Below are 20489 nucleotides of genomic sequence, written 5' to 3'. Positions count from 1 at the left end.
CGTTTTTAATAAATTATTCTTAGTAAAGAAAAAGCGTTCATTTTATGAAAAAGAAAAAGGTTATATGTATTGGTGAGGCTTTAATAGACAGAATCAGAAATAAGTCAAATAAGGGATTTACAGATTTTTTGGGTGGTGCGCCGGCTAATGTCGCTTGTGCATTGAGAAAATTAAAAATAGATTCAATTTTTATGGGAAGTTTGGGTAATGATGATTATGGAAAAAAATTTATTTCGCAATTTGATCAATTGGGAGTTAATTTAGATTTCTTGCAATTAAATAATGATTCATCTACTCGTGTGGTTAATGTAAATAGGGATCAATTTGGAGATCGTTTTTTTTCAGGCTTTGAGGAAAGTTCTCATGCATGCTATGCAGACGAAGTTCTTAGCAAGAAATTAATAGAAAAAGAAATTTTAAATTTGGAGAAATCTTTTCTAGAAATAAAATATTTGGTAACAGGAACGAACTTATTATCATCTCCAATATCAGCAGAGACTATTTTTTTTCTTATTGAACAGGCTAATAAATTTGAAGTCAAAATAGTTATTGATTTGAATTGGAGAGAGGTTTTTTGGGATCATGCAAGTTTCTCATCAGAAATTAGTAAAGCCGCGAGAGTTAATTTAATCAAGAATTTTTTAAATTATGCAAATGTTTTAAAGCTTGCGAAGGAAGAAGCAATTTTGTTTTTTGAGGATGAAAACCCCTTGCTAATATCTCAACGACTGTCTAATAGACCAGATGTAATAATAACTGATGGAAAAAATCCTGTTTTATGGAGCATCAACGGATTTCAGGGAATTACCGAAACTCCTACTTCACAAAAAATTGTTGATACAACCGGGGCAGGCGATGCTTTTCTAGCTGGCTTTATTTCAAAATTAATTTCTTCTGGCTATCCTACAAGTGATTTAGAGATAGAAGATTGCATTAAGTTCGCAGGTGTTTGTGGATTATTAACTTGTCTTGGTGAAGGCGCTATCGAGCAACAGCCATATTATGAAAAGGTTAATAAATTTTTGGGATCTCTTATTTCGTAGTTTCTTCCATAATCTTTTGCGTAACTAATTTCTATTTTCCAGAAATTATCAATAACTGGTTCTATTAATTCTGGCCATTCAATAACTAAAATAGCTTGTCTTTGTATTGCCTCTTCTTCTTCAGAAAAAAAAACTTCCTTTGCTGAAGATACATTTCCTAACCTGTATAAATCAAGGTGGATTAGTGGAATTTTTCCGGAGTTATAGTGATGCGATAAAGCAAATGTAGGGCTTGTAATGTCCTCAGAGATTGATAAGCCTTTAGCAATCCCTTGTACGAATGAAGTTTTCCCAGCCCCAATTGGACCCTTTAATAAAATAATTGATTGTGGATTTAATTTGTGTGAGAGTTTTTTTCCTAAATTTAAAGTTTCTTTTAAATTTTCAACAAACACAAAATTACACAAAAATCATTTATAGTCTAATAATAAATGTATTTACTAGATATGGTTATCGCAAATTCAGTTAAAACCTCTACACCAAATTATGTAATTGCTGATATCTCCTTATCAGATTTTGGCCGTAAAGAAATTAAAATTGCCGAAACGGAAATGCCTGGATTAATGGCACTTAGAGATAAATATCAATCAGAAAAGCCACTAAAAGGTGCAAAAATAGCCGGAAGTTTGCATATGACTATTCAGACTGCAGTCTTAATAGAAACTCTTGTTGATCTTGGGGCAGAAGTGAAATGGGCTTCATGCAATATTTTTTCAACTCAAGATCATGCGGCGGCGGCTATTGCAGATCAAGGAATTCCTGTATACGCAAAAAAAGGTGAGACACTTGATGAATATTGGCAATATACCCACTACATTCTTGATTGGGGTTCAGACTCTCCAAATATGATTCTTGATGATGGTGGGGATGCAACTGGTTTATTGATACTCGGCAGTAAAGCGGAAAAAGATTTGTCTGTTTTAGATAATCCTGGTAATGAAGAAGAAATTGCTTTATTCAACTCTATTAAATCTAAATTAGAAAATGATAGTGACTTCTATTCTAGAATTAAAAGTAATATCATTGGTGTCACTGAAGAAACTACGACAGGAGTTGCAAGACTGTATCAACTGCAAAAGCAAAATGCTTTACCTTTCCCTGCGATCAACGTTAATGATTCAGTAACTAAGAGCAAATTTGATAATTTATATGGCTGTCGCGAATCTTTAGTTGATAGTATAAAGCGCGCAACTGATGTGATGATTGCTGGTAAGGTTGCTTTGGTAATGGGTTTTGGAGATGTAGGTAAAGGTTCAGCCCAGTCATTGCGTGGACTTGGTGCAATCGTAAAAGTTGCTGAAGTTGATCCAATTTGTGCTCTTCAAGCGGCAATGGAAGGTTTTAGCGTTGTTACGTTAGACGATGTTGTGGAGGATATAGATATCTTTGTTACAGCAACTGGGAATTATCAAGTAATTACAAATGAAAATCTCGTCAAGATGAAAGATGAGGCCATAGTTTGTAATATTGGTCATTTCGATAATGAAATTGATGTGGCTTCATTGAAAGATTATCCATGGGAAAATATTAAGCCGCAGGTTGATCACATAACTTTACCGAGTGGCAATAAAATAATTCTTTTAGCCGAAGGTAGATTAGTTAACTTAGGCTGTGCCACTGGACATCCAAGTTTTGTTATGAGTAATTCTTTTACTAACCAAGTATTAGCTCAAATCGAACTTTTCAATAAGTCAGAGCAATATGCGAAAGAGGTTTATGTTTTACCAAAGCATTTAGATGAAATGGTAGCTAGATTACATCTTGATAAAATTGGTGCAAAATTAACAACATTAACTAAGGAACAAGCTGACTATATTAATGTCTCTGTTGAAGGACCTTACAAACCAGAGCTTTATAGATACTAAGTTTGAGTTTAATTTTTGTAAATTTTCTTACTTCAATTCCCGACTATATTAGTTTAGCTGTTGAAAAGAATTCAACAATTGCATACCTCACTATTTGTTTGGCTATGTTTTTGGAAAACATAATACCTCCAATTCCTTCGGAAATAATAATGCCATTAGGAGGTTTTTTTGTTTATCAACAAAAATTAAATTTCTATATTTTAGTTTTTTGGGGATTACTTGGAACTATTTTAGGTTCATTGCCTTGGTACTATTTAGGTAGATTAGTAAATGAAAAAAGACTTTCAAATTTTCTAGATAAAAAAGGAAAATATCTCGGTATTTCCTCTGATGATCTAAATAAAAGTAAAAGGTGGTTTGATAAATACGGTGTTTCTTTAGTTTTTTGGGGCAGATTAGTACCAGGTATAAGAACTTTAATCTCAGTTCCTGCTGGCATAGAACTTATGCCATTAAGAAAATTTTTGCTTTGGACTACATTTGGGAGTCTGATATGGGTAGTACTTCTCACTTATTCAGGTTATTTATTTGGTGAAAATTATCGAATCATTCAAACTTATTTAGATCAAATCAAATATGTTGTAAAGCCAATTTTAATTTTAATTTTCTTATATATTTTTATAAGAATACTTATTAGATTTCTTAAAAATAGAGCTTAAAATGGAATTTCACTTGAGTTATTGCTATTGGAATATTGGTTATTATCAGAATCCTTTCGTGAGCCTAGTAAGTTTAATCTATCTACCCTAACAACTGGTTTAAATCTATCTTCTCCAGTATTTTTATCTTTCCAGCTATCAATCTTAAAGCTTCCTGTAATTCCAATTAATGATCCTTTTTTCACATAATCTGCGGCTATTTGTGCTTGCTTGCCCCATATTTCTAAATTAAACCAATCTGGCTCTTCATCTCTGCTTCTTCTGTTAACTGCAATTGTGAAGTTCGCTACTATACTGCCTGATTCAAAATATCTGACATCTGGTTCTCTTCCTGCTCTGCCAACAAGGTTAATAGTGTTAATTTCCATAAATTTTTTTTTTTATAATACTCATATTTTTAGTTTCTGCTCAAAGTTTTACGTGCTATTCATAACTAAACGTCAGAATTCCGAGAGCTTATCAAAAAATAGATATATTATTTATAAAAAGAAATTCTTATTGTGATTTTTAACAGATTTAAATTTTCTCGAGATATTGGCATAGATTTGGGAACGGCCAATACTCTTATACATGTATCAGGAAAAGGCGTTGTTTTACAGGAGCCTTCTGTGGTAGCTATGGATTTAGAAGAAGGGATTCCATTAGCTGTTGGTAAAGAAGCAAAGTTAATGCTTGGAAGGACCCCTGGCAATATAAGAGCTGTAAGACCACTAAGAGATGGAGTTATCGCAGATTTTGATGCTGCAGAACAAATGATAAAAACATTTATTCAAAAATGTAATGAAGGCAAGGGGATAGTAGCTCCAAGGATAGTGATTGGAATTCCAAGTGGAGTGACTAGTGTTGAGCGAAGAGCAGTAAGAGAAGCTGGATTAGCGGGAGCTAGAGAAGTTCATTTAATAGATGAACCTGTCGCAGCAGCAATAGGAGCATCATTACCAGTAACTGAGCCAATTGGAACAATGATTGTTGATATTGGTGGAGGTACTACTGAGGTTGCAGTATTAAGTTTAGGAGGAACTGTTTTGAGTGAATCTGTTCGAATAGCAGGCGATGAAATAAATGAGTCAATTGCACTTTATCTTAAAAAAGTTCACAATTTAGTTGTTGGAGAGAGAACTGCAGAAGATATCAAGATAAAAATTGGCTCTGCATTTCCAGATGATGATTTTGATAAAACTACTTTAGAGGTTAGAGGTTTACATCTTTTATCTGGTCTACCTAGATCAGTCACTTTGACATCAGGAGAAATCAGAGAAGCTATGGCTGAAACACTTAGCAAAATAGTCGAAGCTGTAAAAAGAACTTTAGAGCGAACCCCCCCTGAACTTGCTGCAGACATAGTTGATAGGGGGATTATGCTTGCAGGTGGTGGAGCTTTAGTGAGAGGTATTAATGATTTATTGAGCGATGAGACAGGAATTTTTACTCACATAGCAGAAAACCCACTGCTTTGCGTAGTGAATGGTTGTGGAGAGGTGTTGGATGATTTTAAAAAACTCAAAAGAGTTGTTGACACTCCAGAATTTATAAGGAATGCCATAAGAGATTAATGTTATGTTAGTTATCCGACGAATTTCTAATAGTCGTTGGTGGCATAAAAAGAAAAATTGGCTATTTTTTGCAATTTTTTTATTTTTGGTTTTTGTAAGAATATCAAAAGGAGCTTTTTATAAAGATTTTTATTATTTTATTTCAAAACCTTTTTGGCCTGGTCAATTTCAAAAAGAAATTGTTCTTAAAAGTATTGATCAAGAATATTTAATAAAGTTAAATCTTCTTAAAAAAGATAATATAAGACTGCGACAAATCTTATCTCTTCAGGAATCATCTAATGATGAACATATTTCAGCTGCAGTTATTTCGCGAAAAACAGGTAGTTGGTGGAGACAAATAATTTTAAACAAAGGTTCAAAGGATGGAGTAGAAATTGGCAATATTGTGATTGGTCCAGGTGGATTATTAGGTAGAGTAAAGAATACTTCTTTATTCACTTCGTCGGTAACTTTAATAACTTCTCCAGAAAGTAAGTTAGGCGTTTGGGTGGATAGAATTCAAATCAATGGATTACTAGTTGGTTCAGGAGATGATTATCCTAGCCTAATACTCTATTCAAAAGATGCCGATATTAAAGTCGGAGATTTTGTATCATCATCTCCAGCTAGTACGTTATTACCTCCAAATATCCCTATTGGTATTGTCCAATCTATAGATGAGACGTTGAAATCAAAAAAAACGGCAAAAATTTCACTTTTAGGAAAACCTCATGTAATTGATTGGGTCAAAATTTTGAAAGTAAATATTTAATGATTAAATTTCTTACAAAAAAATTATCCATAATAAGCTTTATTTTTATCCCAATTATTTTTTTGTGGCACCCTAATTGGCTTGGATTTTTAGGTGTTCAGCCATATTGGCCATTATTTTGGTTATTGCCTTGGTCAATGATTAATGGATCAATAAATGGATTAATAGTTGGTTTGTTTTTAGGTCTCATCTTAGATTCTCTAACTTTAAATGAAAGTTTTACTCAAATACCAGGCTTAATTTTTTGTGGGTTTTTCTTTGGGAGAATTAAATTACATAGTGATATTTTGTTGGGACATTTTAGGTATGGTTTAATTTGTTCTTTTGGAAGTTTTTTATGTGGGAGTCTTTATTTTTTGCAAATTTTGTTTAGAAATTTTTTAGATAGTAATTCTTTAATGTTGATACCCAGTATTAAAAATATTTTAGCGGAAGTTTTTTTGACAGGTTTTTTTGCTCCCTTTATTTGCTCCCAACTTTTAAGGATGTTTAAATTTTCAAGAAGAAAAATACAGTAATAAATTTTGCTAAGAGTTAAAAATGCTTGAAAAATTTATATATATTTTCAATTTATTTAAAATGTTTGTAAACCTTAGGAATATCTCTTTGAGGGTTCGTAATGTTATATTTTTAATTGTTAGAATAAATATTCAATGCAATAATTCTTTGCTTTGAAATATCGAGAAATCTTTTTTTAACTATGTCAAAAGCAAGAATTTTAGTTGTTGATGATGAACCAGCAGTTTTGAAGGTATTAGTTACGAGGCTTCAACTAGCAGGATATCAGGTGTATTCAGCCACTAACGGCGAAGAAGCTCTTGAGTCTTTTCACAGGGATTCCCCAGATTTGATAGTTCTTGATGTTATGCTTCCAAAAATGGATGGATTTGCTGTTTGTAGAAGAATTAGAGCTGAATCAGTAGTTCCAATAATATTCTTAACAGCTCTAGAGGCTATTTCAGAGAGAGTTGCTGGTTTGGATTTAGGAGCCGATGATTACTTATCTAAACCATTTAGCCCAAAAGAGTTAGAGGCCAGAATAGCTACAATTTTGAGAAGAATGGGGCCAACTGTATCGGTTACTGAAACCAAAGAAGTTCCTTCAGGCAAAGGAGTTATGAAATTTGGAAGTTTAGTTGTTGATACTAATCGCAGACAAGTTTCTAGAGCTGGAGATAGAATTAGTCTAACTTATACTGAATTTAGTCTCCTAGAGTTATTATTTGACGAACCTGGTAAGGTTGTTCCTCGAGCAGAAATTTTGGAACAGCTGTGGGGCTATCCTCCTCGTAGAGCGGCAGATTTAAGAGTTGTAGATGTATATGTTGCAAGACTAAGAGGTAAATTGGAACCAGATCCAAGAAATCCAGAATTAATACTAACTGTTAGAGGAATTGGTTACGCATCTCAGAGAGTTGGCGAAACAGCAACATCTTTGGCAAGTTGAGCAATAGTCTGATAATTTTATTAAATAAAACAAATATATTTAAATAAATTTTGTCTGAAATTAAAGAAGCGCGCTTACAAAAAGCTAGTTCACTCGTGAATAAAGGATTTGCTTCTTACGCACAAAGCTTTAAGGTATCACATACTACCAGTTTTCTTATTCAAAAATTTGATCATCTAGAAAATGGTCAAGAGGAAGACTTCAGTGTTTCTATTGCTGGTAGAGTTCTGGCAAAAAGGGTAATGGGCAAAATTGCCTTTTTCACAATAAGCGATCAAGAAGGTCAGATTCAGCTTTATCTAGATAAAAGGATTATTAATTTCAATTTAGAAAAACAAAAATTACTTTCTTTTGAAGATCTCAAAGAAATAGTAGATATTGGTGATTGGATAGGAGTCTATGGAACTATTAAAAAAACTAATAAAGGTGAGCTTTCAATTAAAGTAGAAAAATGGGAAATGTTATCCAAATCATTACAACCTCTCCCAGATAAATGGCATGGATTGACTGATATTGAAAAAAGATATAGACAACGTTATTTAGATTTAATAGTTAATCCTCACTCTAAAAATGTATTTAAAACCAGAGCGAAATGTATAAGTTTTATAAGAAAATGGCTAGATAATAGAAATTTTTTAGAGATAGAGACTCCAATTCTGCAATCTGAAGCTGGTGGTGCTGAAGCAAGACCATTTATAACTCATCACAATACATTAGATATTCCGTTGTATTTAAGAATAGCTACAGAATTACATTTAAAGCGAATGGTTGTTGGAGGTTTTGAGAAAGTCTATGAATTGGGAAGAATCTTCCGTAATGAGGGGATAAGTACAAGGCATAATCCAGAATTCACCTCAGTGGAAATTTATGAAGCTTATTCTGATTATGTAGATATGATGAATTTAACTGAAGAATTGATTAAAGATATCGTAGCTGATGCATGTGGGTCCTTAATTATAAATTATCAAAATAAAGAAATTGATTTTTCTAAGCCTTGGTCAAGAATATCCATGAAAGCTATTGTCAAAAAATATACAGGGATTGATTTTGATTCTTTCAGTGGAGACTTTCTAGCAGCAAAACAAGCCGTTAAAAATATCAATGTTGATTGTTCTAATAAAGTAAATACTATGGGAAGACTTTTAAATGAGGTCTTCGAGCAAAAAGTAGAATCAAAACTTGTAGAACCCACTTTTGTTATTGATTATCCTGTTGAAATTTCTCCTTTAGCTAGGCCTCATCATGATAATAAACAAATAGTTCAGAGATTTGAATTATTCATTGTTGGTAGAGAACTGGCAAATGCGTTTAGTGAGTTGATAGATCCAGTAGATCAAAGAGAAAGAATGCAATTACAGCAATCTCTTAGAGACGAAGGAGATCTTGAGGCTCACTGTATAGATGAAGATTTTTTAAATGCTTTAGAGATTGGCATGCCGCCTACGGGAGGATTAGGTATAGGCATTGATAGGCTAATTATGTTAATTACTAATAGCGCATCGATTAGAGATGTAATCCCTTTCCCATTGTTAAAACCAGAAATAACTTCCAAAAAAAGTTAAAAATTACCCTCGAATGAAGTAAAATAGTTAAATCAATCCAATACGAAATTTTTTAAATGAGTGGTGAACGTGTTGGTTTCCGTTTCAAACACGCGGATGCAGTAGTAAAAAGAAATCCTCAAGGCCGATCAAGAAGAGGATGGGTTATTGAACCAGTAGAGCAAACTACAAGTAGAGGTACAAAAATGCCTGCATACAAAATTCGCTGGAGAGATAGTGAGAGGCCAGAAACTGTATTGCAGCATATGCTAATTGCAGATCCAGATCCTTCCCCACCTCCAACTTCAGTAAGTTTAGATTGATACTTTCAATAATTCTGAATAATCTTTTATCTTTTTAGTGCAGAGTTGATTTCTTTTTTTATGCTTTTTTGTTTTTCATCTTGTCGTTTGTCATGTAATTTTTTCCCTTTACCAACTCCAATAGTTAGTTTTATCCATGAGCCTTTTAAATAAAGAGATAATGGAACAATAGTCATTCCTTTTTTTTCAGTATTAGATTTCATTTTTATTATTTCTTTTTTATGTAGTAGCAACTTTCTATTTCTTAGTGGATCATGATTAAAGAAAGACCCCACATTTTTATGTGGTGAAATGTGAACATTTAATAATAAGATCTCCCCATCTCTGAATGAACAGTATCCGTCTCTTAAATTTGCTTTTCCGTTTCTAATAGACTTTACTTCAGTCCCTAAAAGCTCAATTCCAGCTTCGATTGTTTCAGATATTGCATATTGAAATTTTGCATATCTATTATCAGCTAGAAGTTTAAAATTATTTGCTTTATTAGTATTTTTTTTAACTTTGTTTGAATTTTTTGCCATTTTAGTTGTAAAAAATCTTTCTACTCAGAACAATTGCAATTAACCTTTCATTATGGCAATAATTTCTTCCAATATAGGCGATAATGACTTTTCTTTTCGAAAAAAAGAACTTAGGCTAGTTGATTCAAAAAACATTCCAGAAGAAAAGAGAAATAATAATTTGAACTTAGCCCGGCCTCTTAATTTAAAAGAATTTATTGGCCAAGAACAACTTAAATCTTCTTTAAGAGTAGCTATAGATGCTTCAATTATTAGAAAAGAACCTTTGGAGCATACTCTTTTATATGGACAACCTGGTCTAGGTAAGACTACTCTTGCTTTTTTGATAGCCCACGAATTGAATACAAAATGTAGGATTGCGACTGCACCAGCAATTGAAAGACCAAGAGATATTGTAGGTTTACTTCTTGGATTAAAAGAAGGTGAAGTTTTATTTATCGATGAGATACATCGCTTAAATAGGTTAACTGAAGAGTTGTTATATTCTGCAATGGAGGATTTTAGACTTGACTTAACGATGGGAGCTAATAGAGGAGCCCGTTGCAGAACAATTAATCTTCCTAGGTTTACTCTGATTGGTGCGACAACTAAATTAGCCTCAATAAGTGCACCTCTAAGAGATAGATTTGGGATATCTCAGAAAATTGAATTCTATACATGTGATGAATTAAAACAAATTATTGTTAATTTCTCCCGATTAATAAACCTCAATTTAGAAGATGAAGCATCTTATGATTTGGCAAAGATATCTCGAGGGACTCCAAGAATTGCATTAAGATTATTAAGACGAGTTAGAGATTATGCTCAAGTTGTTATGAAAACTAATACTATCTCAGTGAATTTAATAAAAAAAGCTTTAAATTCTTACCAAATAGACGAAAAAGGATTGGATTCTTTAGATAGACACTATTTATCTTTTCTTAACCAAAACAATAATATTCCAATTGGCCTTGATTCAATTGCATCTGGGTTGGGCGATGATTCTTCAATGTTAGAATTTGTTGTTGAGCCATATCTTATTAAAATTGGTTTTCTTACGAGAACTCCTCGAGGAAGATTGCTTACTGCTTTAGGGAAAAAGTACATTGATTCAAAAGATGATAACTTTTAAAAAAGTTAAGGTTTGTTTTTTATTAATTTTTATTTTTTTCAATATTTTTTATATTGCACCATGCTATTCATTATCTTCGAGAGAGGATTTGTTTAAAAATGCGTTAGATCTTAGTTCAGGCGGAAAATTTAATCTCGCGTTACAAGAATGGAATCAATATCTCGATTCTTATCCTGATGATGCTGCAGGTTTTAGCAATAGAGGAAATGTAAGACTTGTCGTAGGAGATGTTAAGGGATCAATAGATGACCAAAATAAGGCAATAAGTTTGAATCCTAGTGAAATAGACCCTTACATTAACAGGGGGATTTCTGAGGAAGCATTGGGTTTATGGTCGCAAGCGAAAAAGGATTATATGTTCGTTATTTCCCTAGATAGTAAAAATTTCTCTGCATTATATAATTTAGCTAATGTAGAAGGTTCTACATCCCATTGGGATAAAGCAAGAGATTTATTCTCCAAAGCTGCTTTATATAATCCAGGATTTGCCATGGCTAGGTCAAGTTTGGCGTTAGCAGATTTCCAGTTGGGAAATATTGATGAAGCTGAAAAAGAATTAATAAAGTTAATTAGACGTTATCCAACTTTTGCAGATGCTAGGGCAGCTTTAACAGCTTTGAGTTGGTCTAATGGTGAAGCTGGTAAAGCAGAGAGTAATTGGATAGCGGTAACTGAATTAGATCCTAGATATAGTGATGAAGAATGGTTAAAAAAAATAAGAAGATGGCCTCCTCAACCAATTAAAGATTTAATGAATTTTATCGATTTAAAATAAATAATGAATAGAGATCAGTTACATAAAAAAATTGATTCGTTTAATGATGAACTAATTAACTTAAGAAGACATATCCATGAACATCCGGAATTAAGTGGACTTGAAAATCAAACAGCGATCTTGATCAGTGGTTTTTTAAAAGATATTGGTTGGAATGTTAGAGAATCTATAGGTAGGACTGGAGTTATAGCTGATTTTGGACCTCTAGATAAAGGTATTATAGGTTTAAGAGTGGATATGGATGCATTGCCAATATTTGAGGAAACTAAATTAAGTTTTTCTTCAAAAGTAGATGGTGTTATGCATGCCTGTGGTCACGATTTGCATATCTCGATTGGATTGGGTGTCGCAAAAATTATTAAGGATTTAAAACTAAATTTTGGGACTCGGATAATTTTTCAGCCTGCTGAAGAAATTGCAAGTGGAGCTAGATGGATGATTAAGGATGGTGCAACTAATGGTTTAACCCATATTTTTGGAGTTCATGTCTACCCCGATTTATCCGTAGGGACTATTGGCATTAAAGAGGGAAGTTTAACTGCAGCTGCTGGAGAACTTAATGTTGAGATTAAAGGAAAATCAGGCCATGGTGCTCGACCTCATGAAGGAGTTGATGCTATTTGGGCTGCCTCAAAAGTTATCTCGGGAATTCAAGAATCAATAACACGGAAGTTAGACCCTCTAGATCCAGTAGTAATAACTTTTGGGAAAATAAATGGTGGCAATGCATTCAATGTTCTCGCAGAAAAGGTTAATTTAATTGGTACTGTTAGATGCACTAATCGTAAAGTATTTATGAATATTGGTAATTGGCTCAATGAAAATATCACTTCTTTAGCTAATAGTTGCGGAGCTGAAGCAAAAGTAATATTTAGAGAAATTACTTCGGCAGTTAATAATAATCCTGAAATGAATAGAGTCCTCAGAGACTCGGGAATTAAGGTTTTGGGTCAAGAAAATGTAATCGAATTACAAAAACCATCATTAGGAGCTGAGGATTTCGCTGAATTCTTAAATGAAATTCCTGGAGCTATGTTTAGGCTTGGGGTTTCTAGTTCCGATGGATGTGCTCCTCTTCATAGTTCTAAATTTGATCCGGATGAAAGAGCTATTGCTGTTGGAATTAAAGTGATAACAGAATCCATAGTAAAATTAAATAATGAAATAATTAATACTATTGGCAAATGAAAATTAATAAAAGATTTATTTTATCTTTTGTAGCTCCTTTCATGATTTTTATATCTGCCATTGGATTAATATTTAGGGATAATTCCAAGAAGATTTTTTATTTACCTGTTGGCTTAATGGGGATTGTAATTATTTTGGAGAGGGGTATGAGCAGACAATTGGATAGAAAAAATATTTTAAAAAAGATAAAGTCTTTTCAAAAAAATAAATAAAACAATTTTATTTATTTTCACGCAACATGAGATGACTTATTTTTAGAAAAGAGCTATTAATAAGATAAATACTAGGGGTGCTAAGAAATTTAACTTAGCTGAGATCATACCCTTTGAACCTGAATCATTAATTTCGATGCAGGGAAGTTGAGATTTGATCAAACTTTAGTAATACCACTTTTAAAAATTAAGAAATTATGAGAAGTTCTTGGATTAAGCCTCGCCTAGGGAAAGACAATGTAACTCAGATGAACTTTGCGAGAAATGGATATATCACTGAAGAAATGGATTTTGTTGCTAAAAAAGAGAATCTTCCTTCTTCTTTAATAATGGAAGAAGTAGCAAGAGGAAGATTAATTATTCCAGCTAATATTAATCATTTGAATCTTGAGCCAATGTCTATAGGTATTGCTTCAAGATGCAAAGTTAATGCCAATATTGGTGCTTCCCCTAACGCAAGTGATATCAATGAAGAAGTAGAAAAGCTCAAACTTGCTGTTAAATATGGTGCTGATACGGTTATGGATCTTTCTACGGGAGGAGTAAATTTAGATGAAGTCCGACAAGCAATTATTCAAGAATCTCCTGTTCCCATCGGAACTGTTCCTGTTTATCAAGCTTTAGAAAGTGTTCATGGTTCAATAGATAGACTAACAGAAGATGATTTTCTTCATATTATTGAAAAACATTGTCAGCAGGGCGTAGATTATCAAACTATTCATGCTGGTCTATTAATAGAGCATTTGCCAAAAGTTAAAGGAAGAATTACTGGAATTGTCAGTAGAGGGGGAGGTATTTTAGCCCAATGGATGTTACATCATTTTAAACAAAATCCTCTTTACACAAGGTTTGATGATATCTGTGAGATTTTCAAGAAATATGATTGTACTTTCTCTCTCGGAGATTCGCTTAGGCCTGGATGTTTGCATGATGCTTCTGATGATGCTCAGCTAGCTGAATTGAAGACCTTAGGCGAGCTTACTCGAAGAGCATGGGAACATAATGTTCAAGTAATGGTTGAAGGTCCTGGTCATGTCCCTATGGATCAAATTGAGTTTAATGTGAGAAAGCAAATGGAAGAATGTTCAGAAGCCCCTTTCTATGTACTTGGTCCATTAGTAACAGATATTTCTCCTGGTTATGACCATATATCAAGTGCTATTGGGGCGGCAATGGCGGGGTGGTATGGAACTTCGATGCTATGTTATGTAACCCCAAAAGAACATCTAGGCCTTCCAAATGCAGAAGATGTAAGAGAAGGATTAATTGCTTATAAAATAGCTGCTCACGCTGCTGATATAGCAAGACATAGAGCTGGAGCTCGTGATCGAGATGATGAACTTAGTCATGCAAGGTATAACTTTGATTGGAATAAACAATTCGAACTTTCTTTAGATCCGGAAAGGGCAAAGCAGTACCATGATGAAACATTGCCTGAAGAGATCTTTAAAAAGGCTGAGTTTTGTTCAATGTGTGGCCCAAAACATTGTCCAATGAATTCAAAGATTTCAGATGAATCACTAGATCAACTAAAAGATAAACTTGAAGAATGTAATACTTCAGTTTAGTTATCAATTACAAGTTATAGAATTTCCTTAGTCTTATTAACTACGTTTTCTACTGTAAATCCAAAATTTTTCATACATTCTCCACCTGGTGCTGATGCACCAAACCTATCCATAGTGATACAAAGACCATCAAAACCTGTATATTTATGCCAACCAAATGAATGAGCTGCTTCTACTACAACTCTCTTTTTCACACTACTAGGTAAAACACTTTCTTTATAAGATTCTTCTTGCTCTTCAAAAAGTTCTACACAAGGCATAGAGACAACTCTAATTTTTTTACCCAAGCTTGAAAGTTCCTTACTTGCTTCAATGCAAAGATTCAGTTCGCTTCCAGTACCAATAAATATTAAGTCTGGTGTTCCTTCACAATCGGAAACTACATATCCTCCTAGAGCAACTTTGTCTATCGAAGTATTTTCTTGATTTGGCATACCTTGTCTACTTAAACAAAGGGCAGAAGGTCTTTTTCGATTTTGAATAGCAAGCTTATAAGCCCCACTCGTCTCGTTGCCATCTCCAGGTCTGAAAACTAGCATGTTAGGCATTGCGCGAAGAGAAGGGATAGTCTCAATAGGTTGATGTGTTGGCCCATCTTCTCCTACACCAATTGAATCATGTGTTAAGACATAGATTACTCCTAATTCGCTAAGTGCTGAAAGCCTCATTGAGCCCCTCATATAATCGGCGAAAACAAGGAAGGTTCCACCATAAGGGATAAGACCACTATTGTGATAGGCAATACCATTAAGTACAGCTGCCATTGCATGCTCTCGTACACCAAAATGTAAATATCTTTTTTCAGGGCTATGTGGCTGGAATGATCCAGTTTCTCCTTTTATATCTGTGTAATTAGAGTGAGTTAAATCTGCTGATCCGCCAATTAATTCAGGTAGGTTAGGACCTAGAGCACCCAAACATATTTGTGAATGCTTTCTTGTGGCTAAACCTTTATCATTAGGCGAATAAGAGGGGAGGTCTGAGTCCCAATTCTCAGGTAATTGACCCTCTAACATTCTTTTTAATTCGGCTCCTTCAGAGGGATATTTTTTTTGATATTCTTCAAATTTAGAATCCCATTCTTGCTCTAAATTTTCACCTTTGTTTATTGATTTTCTAAAATGCGTATATACTTCATCGGGTATTTTAAAAGGAGGATATTCCCAGTTTAGAAACTCTCTAGTTAATGCAGCTTCTTCTTCTCCGACAGCTGCTCCATGAATTCCAGCAGTATCTGATTTATTTGGAGAACCGTAACCTATGGTTGTAGAAATTTTTATAATTGAAGGCTTGTCTGTAATTAATTTCGCTTTTTCGATAGCTTCGGTGATTCCTTTAACATCATGATTCCCATCTTCAACATGTTGCACATGCCATCCATAAGCTTCGTATCTTTTTAAGACATCTTCAGTAAAAGAAACGTCGGTCCGTCCATCAATTGTAATTTGATTATCGTCATAAAGTGCAATTAATTTCCCAAGCTTAAGATGACCAGCTAATGAGCAGGCCTCTGATGCGATACCTTCTTGATTACAGCCATCACCCATTATTACGTAAGTATAGTGATCAACAATATTGCAATCAGGCTTATTAAATTTAGCTGCTAAGTGTGTTTCAGCTATTGCTAAACCAACTGCATTTGAAATTCCTGCTCCAAGAGGCCCAGCTGTAACTTCAACACCTTCAGTTTCGAATGTTTCTGGATGTCCAGGAGTTTTTGATCCCCATTGCCTAAATTCTTTAATATCTTCTATGGAAACTGATTTATATCCTGTCAAATGAAGCAAGGAATACAACAGCATACAGCCATGACCAGCTGATAAAACAAAACGGTCTCTATTGAACCATTTAGGGTTGTTAGGGTTGTGATTAAGTATGTTTTGCCATAATGCATAACCCATAGGTGCACATCCCATTGGCAATCCAGGATGACCACTATTAGATTTATTTACTGCATCTACAGCAAGCATTCTTATACTATTTACACAAAGTGATTCTAATGAAACAGATGCAGCGACCATTGTTTTAAATTAAGTTAAGTTGGAAATACAGAATTGGTTGTCTTCAATTCATTTTGCTGAAAGCAAGGCAAACATTGTGACCACCAAAGCCGAAAGAATTAGAAAGAGCAACTCCTATTTGAGCTTCTCTTGCATTATTTGGTACATAATCAAGATCACAATCAGGATCTCGATTGACGTAGTTAATTGTAGGAGGGATAAAATTATGTGTCAAAGAAAGTATACAAGCTACAGCTTCTATACCTCCTGAGCCTCCTAAGAGATGACCTGTCATCGACTTAGTAGAGCTTACAGGAATGAGGTAAGATCTGTCTTTAAAAATAGATTTAATTGCAGAAGTTTCATTTTTATCATTAGCTGAGGTACTTGTTCCATGAGCATTTATGTAGTCAACTTTTTCAAGGCTAAGACAAGCATCTTCAATTGCTAATTTAATAGCTTCGGCGCCTCCAACACCGCCAGGAGATGGAGCAGTAATATGATGAGCATCACATGTTGTCCCATATCCAACTATTTCTCCATAAATTCTGGCATTCCTTTTTTGTGCATTTTCTAAAGTTTCTAAAACAAGAATTCCAGATCCTTCTCCAATAACAAATCCATCTCTTTCTGCATCAAAAGGTCTGCTAGCAGTTTGAGGGCTGTCATTTCTGGAAGAAAGAGCTTTGGCACTGGCAAAACCAGCTACTCCGAGAGGCGTAATACTTGCTTCTGCTCCCCCACAGATCATTGCATCTGCTTTTCCAAGTTGGAGTAGTCTAAATGAATCACCTATAGCATTTGAACCGGCAGCGCAAGCGGTGGAAACAGAGGAACTTGGTCCTTTTGCACCCAAAGCGATTGCAGCCAATCCAGTTGCCATGTTTGGAATCATCATTGGGACTGTAAATGGGCTTACTCTTTTAGCCCCTTTATGACTCAATATTTGAGCTTGACTTTCCATAGTTAGTAAGCCTCCAACACCAGATCCAATAATCACTCCAATTCTTGATGCATTATCTTCAGTAATTTCAAGTCCGGAATCATTAAAGGCTTGCTTTGCAGCAATAACTCCAAACTGGGAAAAACGATCCCATCTTTTGGATTCTTTAGTTTCAATAAAATTTTCAGTTTGAAGATTTTTTACTTCTGCCGCAAATTTGCAGGGATGTTGTTCAGGATCAAAGAGAGTAATACCTGAGACCCCATTAGTTCCTGTTTGAAGACCGACTAAATATTCATCAATGTTATTACCAATTGGAGTGACTGCTCCGATACCAGTAACAACTACTCGATGGAAATTTGGCATTCTTTATTAACCTTTTTTTTCTTCGATGAATTTTACTGCATCGCCAACAGTTGCGATTCCTTCAGCGGCTTCATCAGGAATTTCGATATCAAATGCTTCTTCAAGAGCCATCACTAGTTCAACAGTATCTAGAGAATCTGCACCTAAATCATTTTGGAAATTTGAATCTGATTTTACTTCTCCTGCTTCAACACTTAATTGTTCTGAAACAATAGAACAGACTTTTTCGAGGATTTCTTGTGACATAGTTTATGTAAATTACTAATTATCTATATGATTTTATGCCCTAGAGTTAACAAGAGTGAAGCATATCTTAATTTTTTTAATTTCTTTGTAAGACAATAGTATTATAAAACGAGGTTCAAAAGACAATTTTTACATGTCACACGCAGTTAAAATTTATGACACTTGCATTGGTTGTACCCAATGTGTAAGAGCTTGCCCACTTGATGTTCTAGAAATGGTTCCTTGGGACGGCTGTAAAGCTGGTCAAATAGCTTCATCTCCTAGAACAGAAGATTGTGTAGGTTGCAAAAGATGTGAAACAGCTTGTCCAACAGATTTCTTAAGTATTCGTGTTTATTTAGGAGATGAGACTTCTAGGAGTATGGGCTTAGCATATTAATTTTTATAGTGCAGTTTTAAGAGAGTCCATTTTTTATTAAATACGCATTTTATTTCAATATAATTGAAAAAAAGTTTCGTATGTGTGGAATAGTTGCTGTAACTGGATATAAAAAAGCTCTTCCATTATTAATAAATGGTTTAGAAAAACTCGAATACAGAGGTTACGATTCTGCAGGTATTGCGATAATAAATACCGAAACAAATTGTATTTCTTGTAATAAAGCAGAAGGAAAACTAAAGAATTTAATAAATAATCTTAATAATCACAATATTCCTGGAACTGTGGGTATAGGTCATACCAGATGGGCAACTCATGGAAAGCCTGAGGTTAAAAATGCTCATCCTCATACCGATAGTTCTGGGAACATAGCAGTTGTACAAAATGGCATTATTGAAAATTTTCAAGATTTAAAGAATAAATTAGAGGAAGAGGGCATTAGTTTTAATTCTGATACAGATACCGAGGTAATTCCTCATCTAATTCAAAGAGAGTTAAATACATTAGGTAAACTTAAACTTGAGAATAATGGTTCGACATTATTAATAGCTGTGAGAAATGTAATATCTGATTTAGAAGGATCTTATGCTTTAGCAGTTTTATGGTCTGGAGCCCCAACATCTTTGGTAGTTGCAAGAAAACAAGCGCCCTTGATTATTGGTTTGGGTGAAGGAGAATTTATTTGTGCTAGTGATACTCCAGCTATTGCAAACTTTACGAATATTATTTTGCCTATGGAGGATGAAGAAATAGCTTTATTAACTCCGCTTGGAATTGAAATATATGACTCAAGTAACGAGAGACAATATCGAAATCCAGTTTCTCTAAAAGTCTCTGAGCAAATAATGGATAAGATGAACTTCAAACACTACATGTTAAAAGAAATATATGATCAGCCAAAGACTGCAAAAAACTGGTTAGAGAATTATTTAATTAAGAACTTAGATAATGGTCAATATCAAATCAAGTATCCTTTTGATACAAAGTTTTTCGAATCAATAGAAAGAATTGAAATTATTGCTTGTGGTACAAGTAAACATGCTGCAATGGTAGGTAGCTTTTTATTAGAACAATTTTCAGGTATCCCTACAAATGTCTTTTATGCAAGCGAATTTCGATATTCTCCACCTCCATTATTACCAAATACATTAACTATTGGAGTCACTCAATCTGGAGAAACTGCTGATACCATCGCGGCTATCGACATGGAAATTAAAAGACGTTCTTCAATTGAAGATAAAAAATTTAAACCTAACCTTATTGCAATAACAAATAGAAAAGAGAGTTCCATAGGAAGGCAGGTTTCTAATATAATTGATATCTGTGCAGGAATAGAAGTTGGAGTAGCTGCAACAAAAACTTTTTTTGCTCAATTACTTTCTTTTTATGGATTAGCCATAAAATTTGCTCAAATTAAAGGCAACCAAAGTCCTGATGAAATAGGAAAATTAATAAACGAACTGATAAAACTTCCTCCATTACTGGAAGATCTCTTAGAGAAGCATAATAAATCTTCAGAAAAACTAGCACATGACTTTTTTAATATTAAAGATGTTATTTTTTTAGGGAGAGGAATAAATTATCCAATTGCTCTTGAAGGTGCGTTAAAACTTAAAGAAATTAGTTATATTCATGCTGCTGGATATCCTGCTGGTGAAATGAAACATGGTCCAATAGCTTTATTAGATAAAAAAGTACCTGTAATTTCAATTGCCTCTCCCGGTGAAGTTTTTGATAAAGTTATTAGTAATGCACAAGAAGCGAAAGCTAGAGATTCATATTTGATTGGGATAGCTCCTGAATGTAATGGAACTGAAATCTTTGATTATTTAATGAAAGTTCCCTCCACTAATGAATGGATTTCACCTCTACTTAATATATTGCCTTTACAATTATTGAGTTACCATATCGCAGCTCATAGAGGCCTTGATGTGGATCAACCAAGAAATTTAGCTAAAAGTGTAACTGTGGAATAATTATTTTCTTAAAAATTTG

At 33.9% G+C, this 20489-nt stretch carries 22 protein-coding genes; 16 read left to right on the top strand and 6 right to left on the bottom strand.

The window, feature by feature from the left end:
- Window positions 1-44 precede the first annotated feature (44 nt).
- Entirely contained in the window at window positions 45-1043 is a 999-nt protein-coding gene (locus tag A9601_RS17765) for a carbohydrate kinase family protein (protein WP_011819239.1), read from the top strand.
- Here A9601_RS17765 and tsaE read toward each other — a convergent pair.
- Window positions 1001-1438 carry a tRNA (adenosine(37)-N6)-threonylcarbamoyltransferase complex ATPase subunit type 1 TsaE gene (gene tsaE, locus A9601_RS17760; RefSeq protein WP_011819238.1) on the bottom strand — a complete coding sequence of 146 codons (438 nt, stop codon included), beginning with the start codon at window positions 1436-1438 and terminating at the stop codon, window positions 1001-1003. The genes A9601_RS17765 and tsaE overlap by 43 nt on opposite strands.
- Window positions 1439-1489: 51 nt before the next feature.
- Between tsaE and ahcY the strand changes: the two genes are divergently transcribed.
- Window positions 1490-2908, top strand: coding sequence for an adenosylhomocysteinase (gene ahcY, locus A9601_RS17755; protein WP_041484639.1), 1419 nt, complete (start codon window positions 1490-1492; stop codon window positions 2906-2908).
- A 2-nt stretch (window positions 2909-2910) separates the two neighbouring features.
- Window positions 2911-3567, top strand: a complete 657-nt coding sequence (locus A9601_RS17750; RefSeq protein ID WP_011819236.1) for a DedA family protein — start codon at window positions 2911-2913, stop codon at window positions 3565-3567.
- On the opposite strand, the gene A9601_RS17745 is transcribed toward A9601_RS17750, so the two are convergent.
- The gene (locus tag A9601_RS17745) at window positions 3564-3935 is read right to left on the bottom strand and encodes a single-stranded DNA-binding protein (RefSeq protein WP_011819235.1); all 372 of its coding nucleotides are present in this window, start codon (window positions 3933-3935) and stop codon (window positions 3564-3566) included. The two genes, A9601_RS17750 and A9601_RS17745, sit on opposite strands and share 4 nt — an antisense overlap.
- Before the next feature lie 132 nt (window positions 3936-4067).
- Here A9601_RS17745 and A9601_RS17740 point away from each other — a divergent pair, with 132 nt between their 5' ends.
- The 6 genes from A9601_RS17740 (at window position 4068) to A9601_RS17715 (ending at window position 9185) form a co-directional block, all read left to right on the top strand.
- Window positions 4068-5120, top strand: coding sequence for a rod shape-determining protein (locus tag A9601_RS17740; protein WP_011819234.1), 1053 nt, complete (start codon window positions 4068-4070; stop codon window positions 5118-5120).
- A gap of 4 nt (window positions 5121-5124) precedes the next feature.
- Window positions 5125-5874 (top strand): rod shape-determining protein MreC, encoded by a 750-nt coding sequence (gene mreC, locus A9601_RS17735; RefSeq protein ID WP_011819233.1) that lies wholly within the window; start codon window positions 5125-5127, stop codon window positions 5872-5874.
- Window positions 5874-6392 carry a hypothetical protein gene (locus tag A9601_RS17730; RefSeq protein WP_041484638.1) on the top strand — a complete coding sequence of 173 codons (519 nt, stop codon included), beginning with the start codon at window positions 5874-5876 and terminating at the stop codon, window positions 6390-6392. The genes mreC and A9601_RS17730 overlap by 1 nt, the downstream gene beginning before the upstream one ends.
- Window positions 6393-6574: 182 nt before the next feature.
- On the top strand, window positions 6575-7321 hold the full coding sequence (gene rpaB, locus A9601_RS17725; protein WP_011819231.1) for a response regulator transcription factor RpaB: 747 nt from the start codon (window positions 6575-6577) through the stop codon (window positions 7319-7321).
- A 50-nt stretch (window positions 7322-7371) separates the two neighbouring features.
- The gene (lysS, locus tag A9601_RS17720) at window positions 7372-8883 is read left to right on the top strand and encodes a lysine--tRNA ligase (RefSeq protein ID WP_041484574.1); all 1512 of its coding nucleotides are present in this window, start codon (window positions 7372-7374) and stop codon (window positions 8881-8883) included.
- A gap of 56 nt (window positions 8884-8939) precedes the next feature.
- Window positions 8940-9185, top strand: coding sequence for a hypothetical protein (locus A9601_RS17715; RefSeq protein ID WP_011819229.1), 246 nt, complete (start codon window positions 8940-8942; stop codon window positions 9183-9185).
- A 26-nt stretch (window positions 9186-9211) separates the two neighbouring features.
- On the opposite strand, the gene smpB is transcribed toward A9601_RS17715, so the two are convergent.
- Window positions 9212-9706, bottom strand: a complete 495-nt coding sequence (smpB, locus tag A9601_RS17710) for an SsrA-binding protein SmpB (RefSeq protein ID WP_011819228.1) — start codon at window positions 9704-9706, stop codon at window positions 9212-9214.
- 52 nt (window positions 9707-9758) lie between these two features.
- Here smpB and ruvB point away from each other — a divergent pair, with 52 nt between their 5' ends.
- The 5 genes from ruvB (at window position 9759) to thiC (ending at window position 14560) form a co-directional block, all read left to right on the top strand.
- Window positions 9759-10817, top strand: coding sequence for a Holliday junction branch migration DNA helicase RuvB (gene ruvB / locus A9601_RS17705; RefSeq protein ID WP_011819227.1), 1059 nt, complete (start codon window positions 9759-9761; stop codon window positions 10815-10817).
- Window positions 10804-11592, top strand: coding sequence for a tetratricopeptide repeat protein (locus A9601_RS17700; protein ID WP_011819226.1), 789 nt, complete (start codon window positions 10804-10806; stop codon window positions 11590-11592). The genes ruvB and A9601_RS17700 overlap by 14 nt, the downstream gene beginning before the upstream one ends.
- 3 nt (window positions 11593-11595) lie before the next feature.
- Window positions 11596-12780, top strand: a complete 1185-nt coding sequence (locus A9601_RS17695) for an amidohydrolase (protein ID WP_011819225.1) — start codon at window positions 11596-11598, stop codon at window positions 12778-12780.
- Window positions 12777-12992: a DUF3188 domain-containing protein gene (locus A9601_RS17690; protein WP_011819224.1), complete on the top strand. Its 216-nt coding sequence runs from the start codon at window positions 12777-12779 to the stop codon at window positions 12990-12992. The genes A9601_RS17695 and A9601_RS17690 overlap by 4 nt, the downstream gene beginning before the upstream one ends.
- A gap of 197 nt (window positions 12993-13189) precedes the next feature.
- Entirely contained in the window at window positions 13190-14560 is a 1371-nt protein-coding gene (thiC, locus tag A9601_RS17685) for a phosphomethylpyrimidine synthase ThiC (RefSeq protein ID WP_011819223.1), read from the top strand.
- A gap of 14 nt (window positions 14561-14574) precedes the next feature.
- On the opposite strand, the gene tkt is transcribed toward thiC, so the two are convergent.
- The 3 genes from tkt to acpP are packed head-to-tail and all read right to left on the bottom strand — an operon-like array spanning window position 14575 to window position 18115.
- Window positions 14575-16581: a transketolase gene (tkt, locus tag A9601_RS17680; RefSeq protein ID WP_011819222.1), complete on the bottom strand. Its 2007-nt coding sequence runs from the start codon at window positions 16579-16581 to the stop codon at window positions 14575-14577.
- 43 nt (window positions 16582-16624) lie between these two features.
- Window positions 16625-17869 (bottom strand): beta-ketoacyl-ACP synthase II, encoded by a 1245-nt coding sequence (fabF, locus tag A9601_RS17675; protein ID WP_011819221.1) that lies wholly within the window; start codon window positions 17867-17869, stop codon window positions 16625-16627.
- A 6-nt stretch (window positions 17870-17875) separates the two neighbouring features.
- Window positions 17876-18115 carry an acyl carrier protein gene (gene acpP / locus A9601_RS17670; RefSeq protein WP_002808065.1) on the bottom strand — a complete coding sequence of 80 codons (240 nt, stop codon included), beginning with the start codon at window positions 18113-18115 and terminating at the stop codon, window positions 17876-17878.
- A 133-nt stretch (window positions 18116-18248) separates the two neighbouring features.
- On the opposite strand from acpP, the gene psaC reads away from it, so the two are divergent.
- Window positions 18249-18494, top strand: coding sequence for a photosystem I iron-sulfur center protein PsaC (psaC, locus tag A9601_RS17665; RefSeq protein ID WP_007099573.1), 246 nt, complete (start codon window positions 18249-18251; stop codon window positions 18492-18494).
- 80 nt (window positions 18495-18574) lie between these two features.
- On the top strand, window positions 18575-20470 hold the full coding sequence (gene glmS / locus A9601_RS17660) for a glutamine--fructose-6-phosphate transaminase (isomerizing) (RefSeq protein WP_011819220.1): 1896 nt from the start codon (window positions 18575-18577) through the stop codon (window positions 20468-20470).
- Window positions 20471-20489: the final 19 nt, after the last annotated feature.

This window comes from Prochlorococcus marinus str. AS9601, from assembly GCF_000015645.1.
Lineage (GTDB): Bacteria > Cyanobacteriota > Cyanobacteriia > PCC-6307 > Cyanobiaceae > Prochlorococcus_A > Prochlorococcus_A marinus_O.
This window is presented reverse-complemented; position numbering and strand designations above follow the sequence as displayed.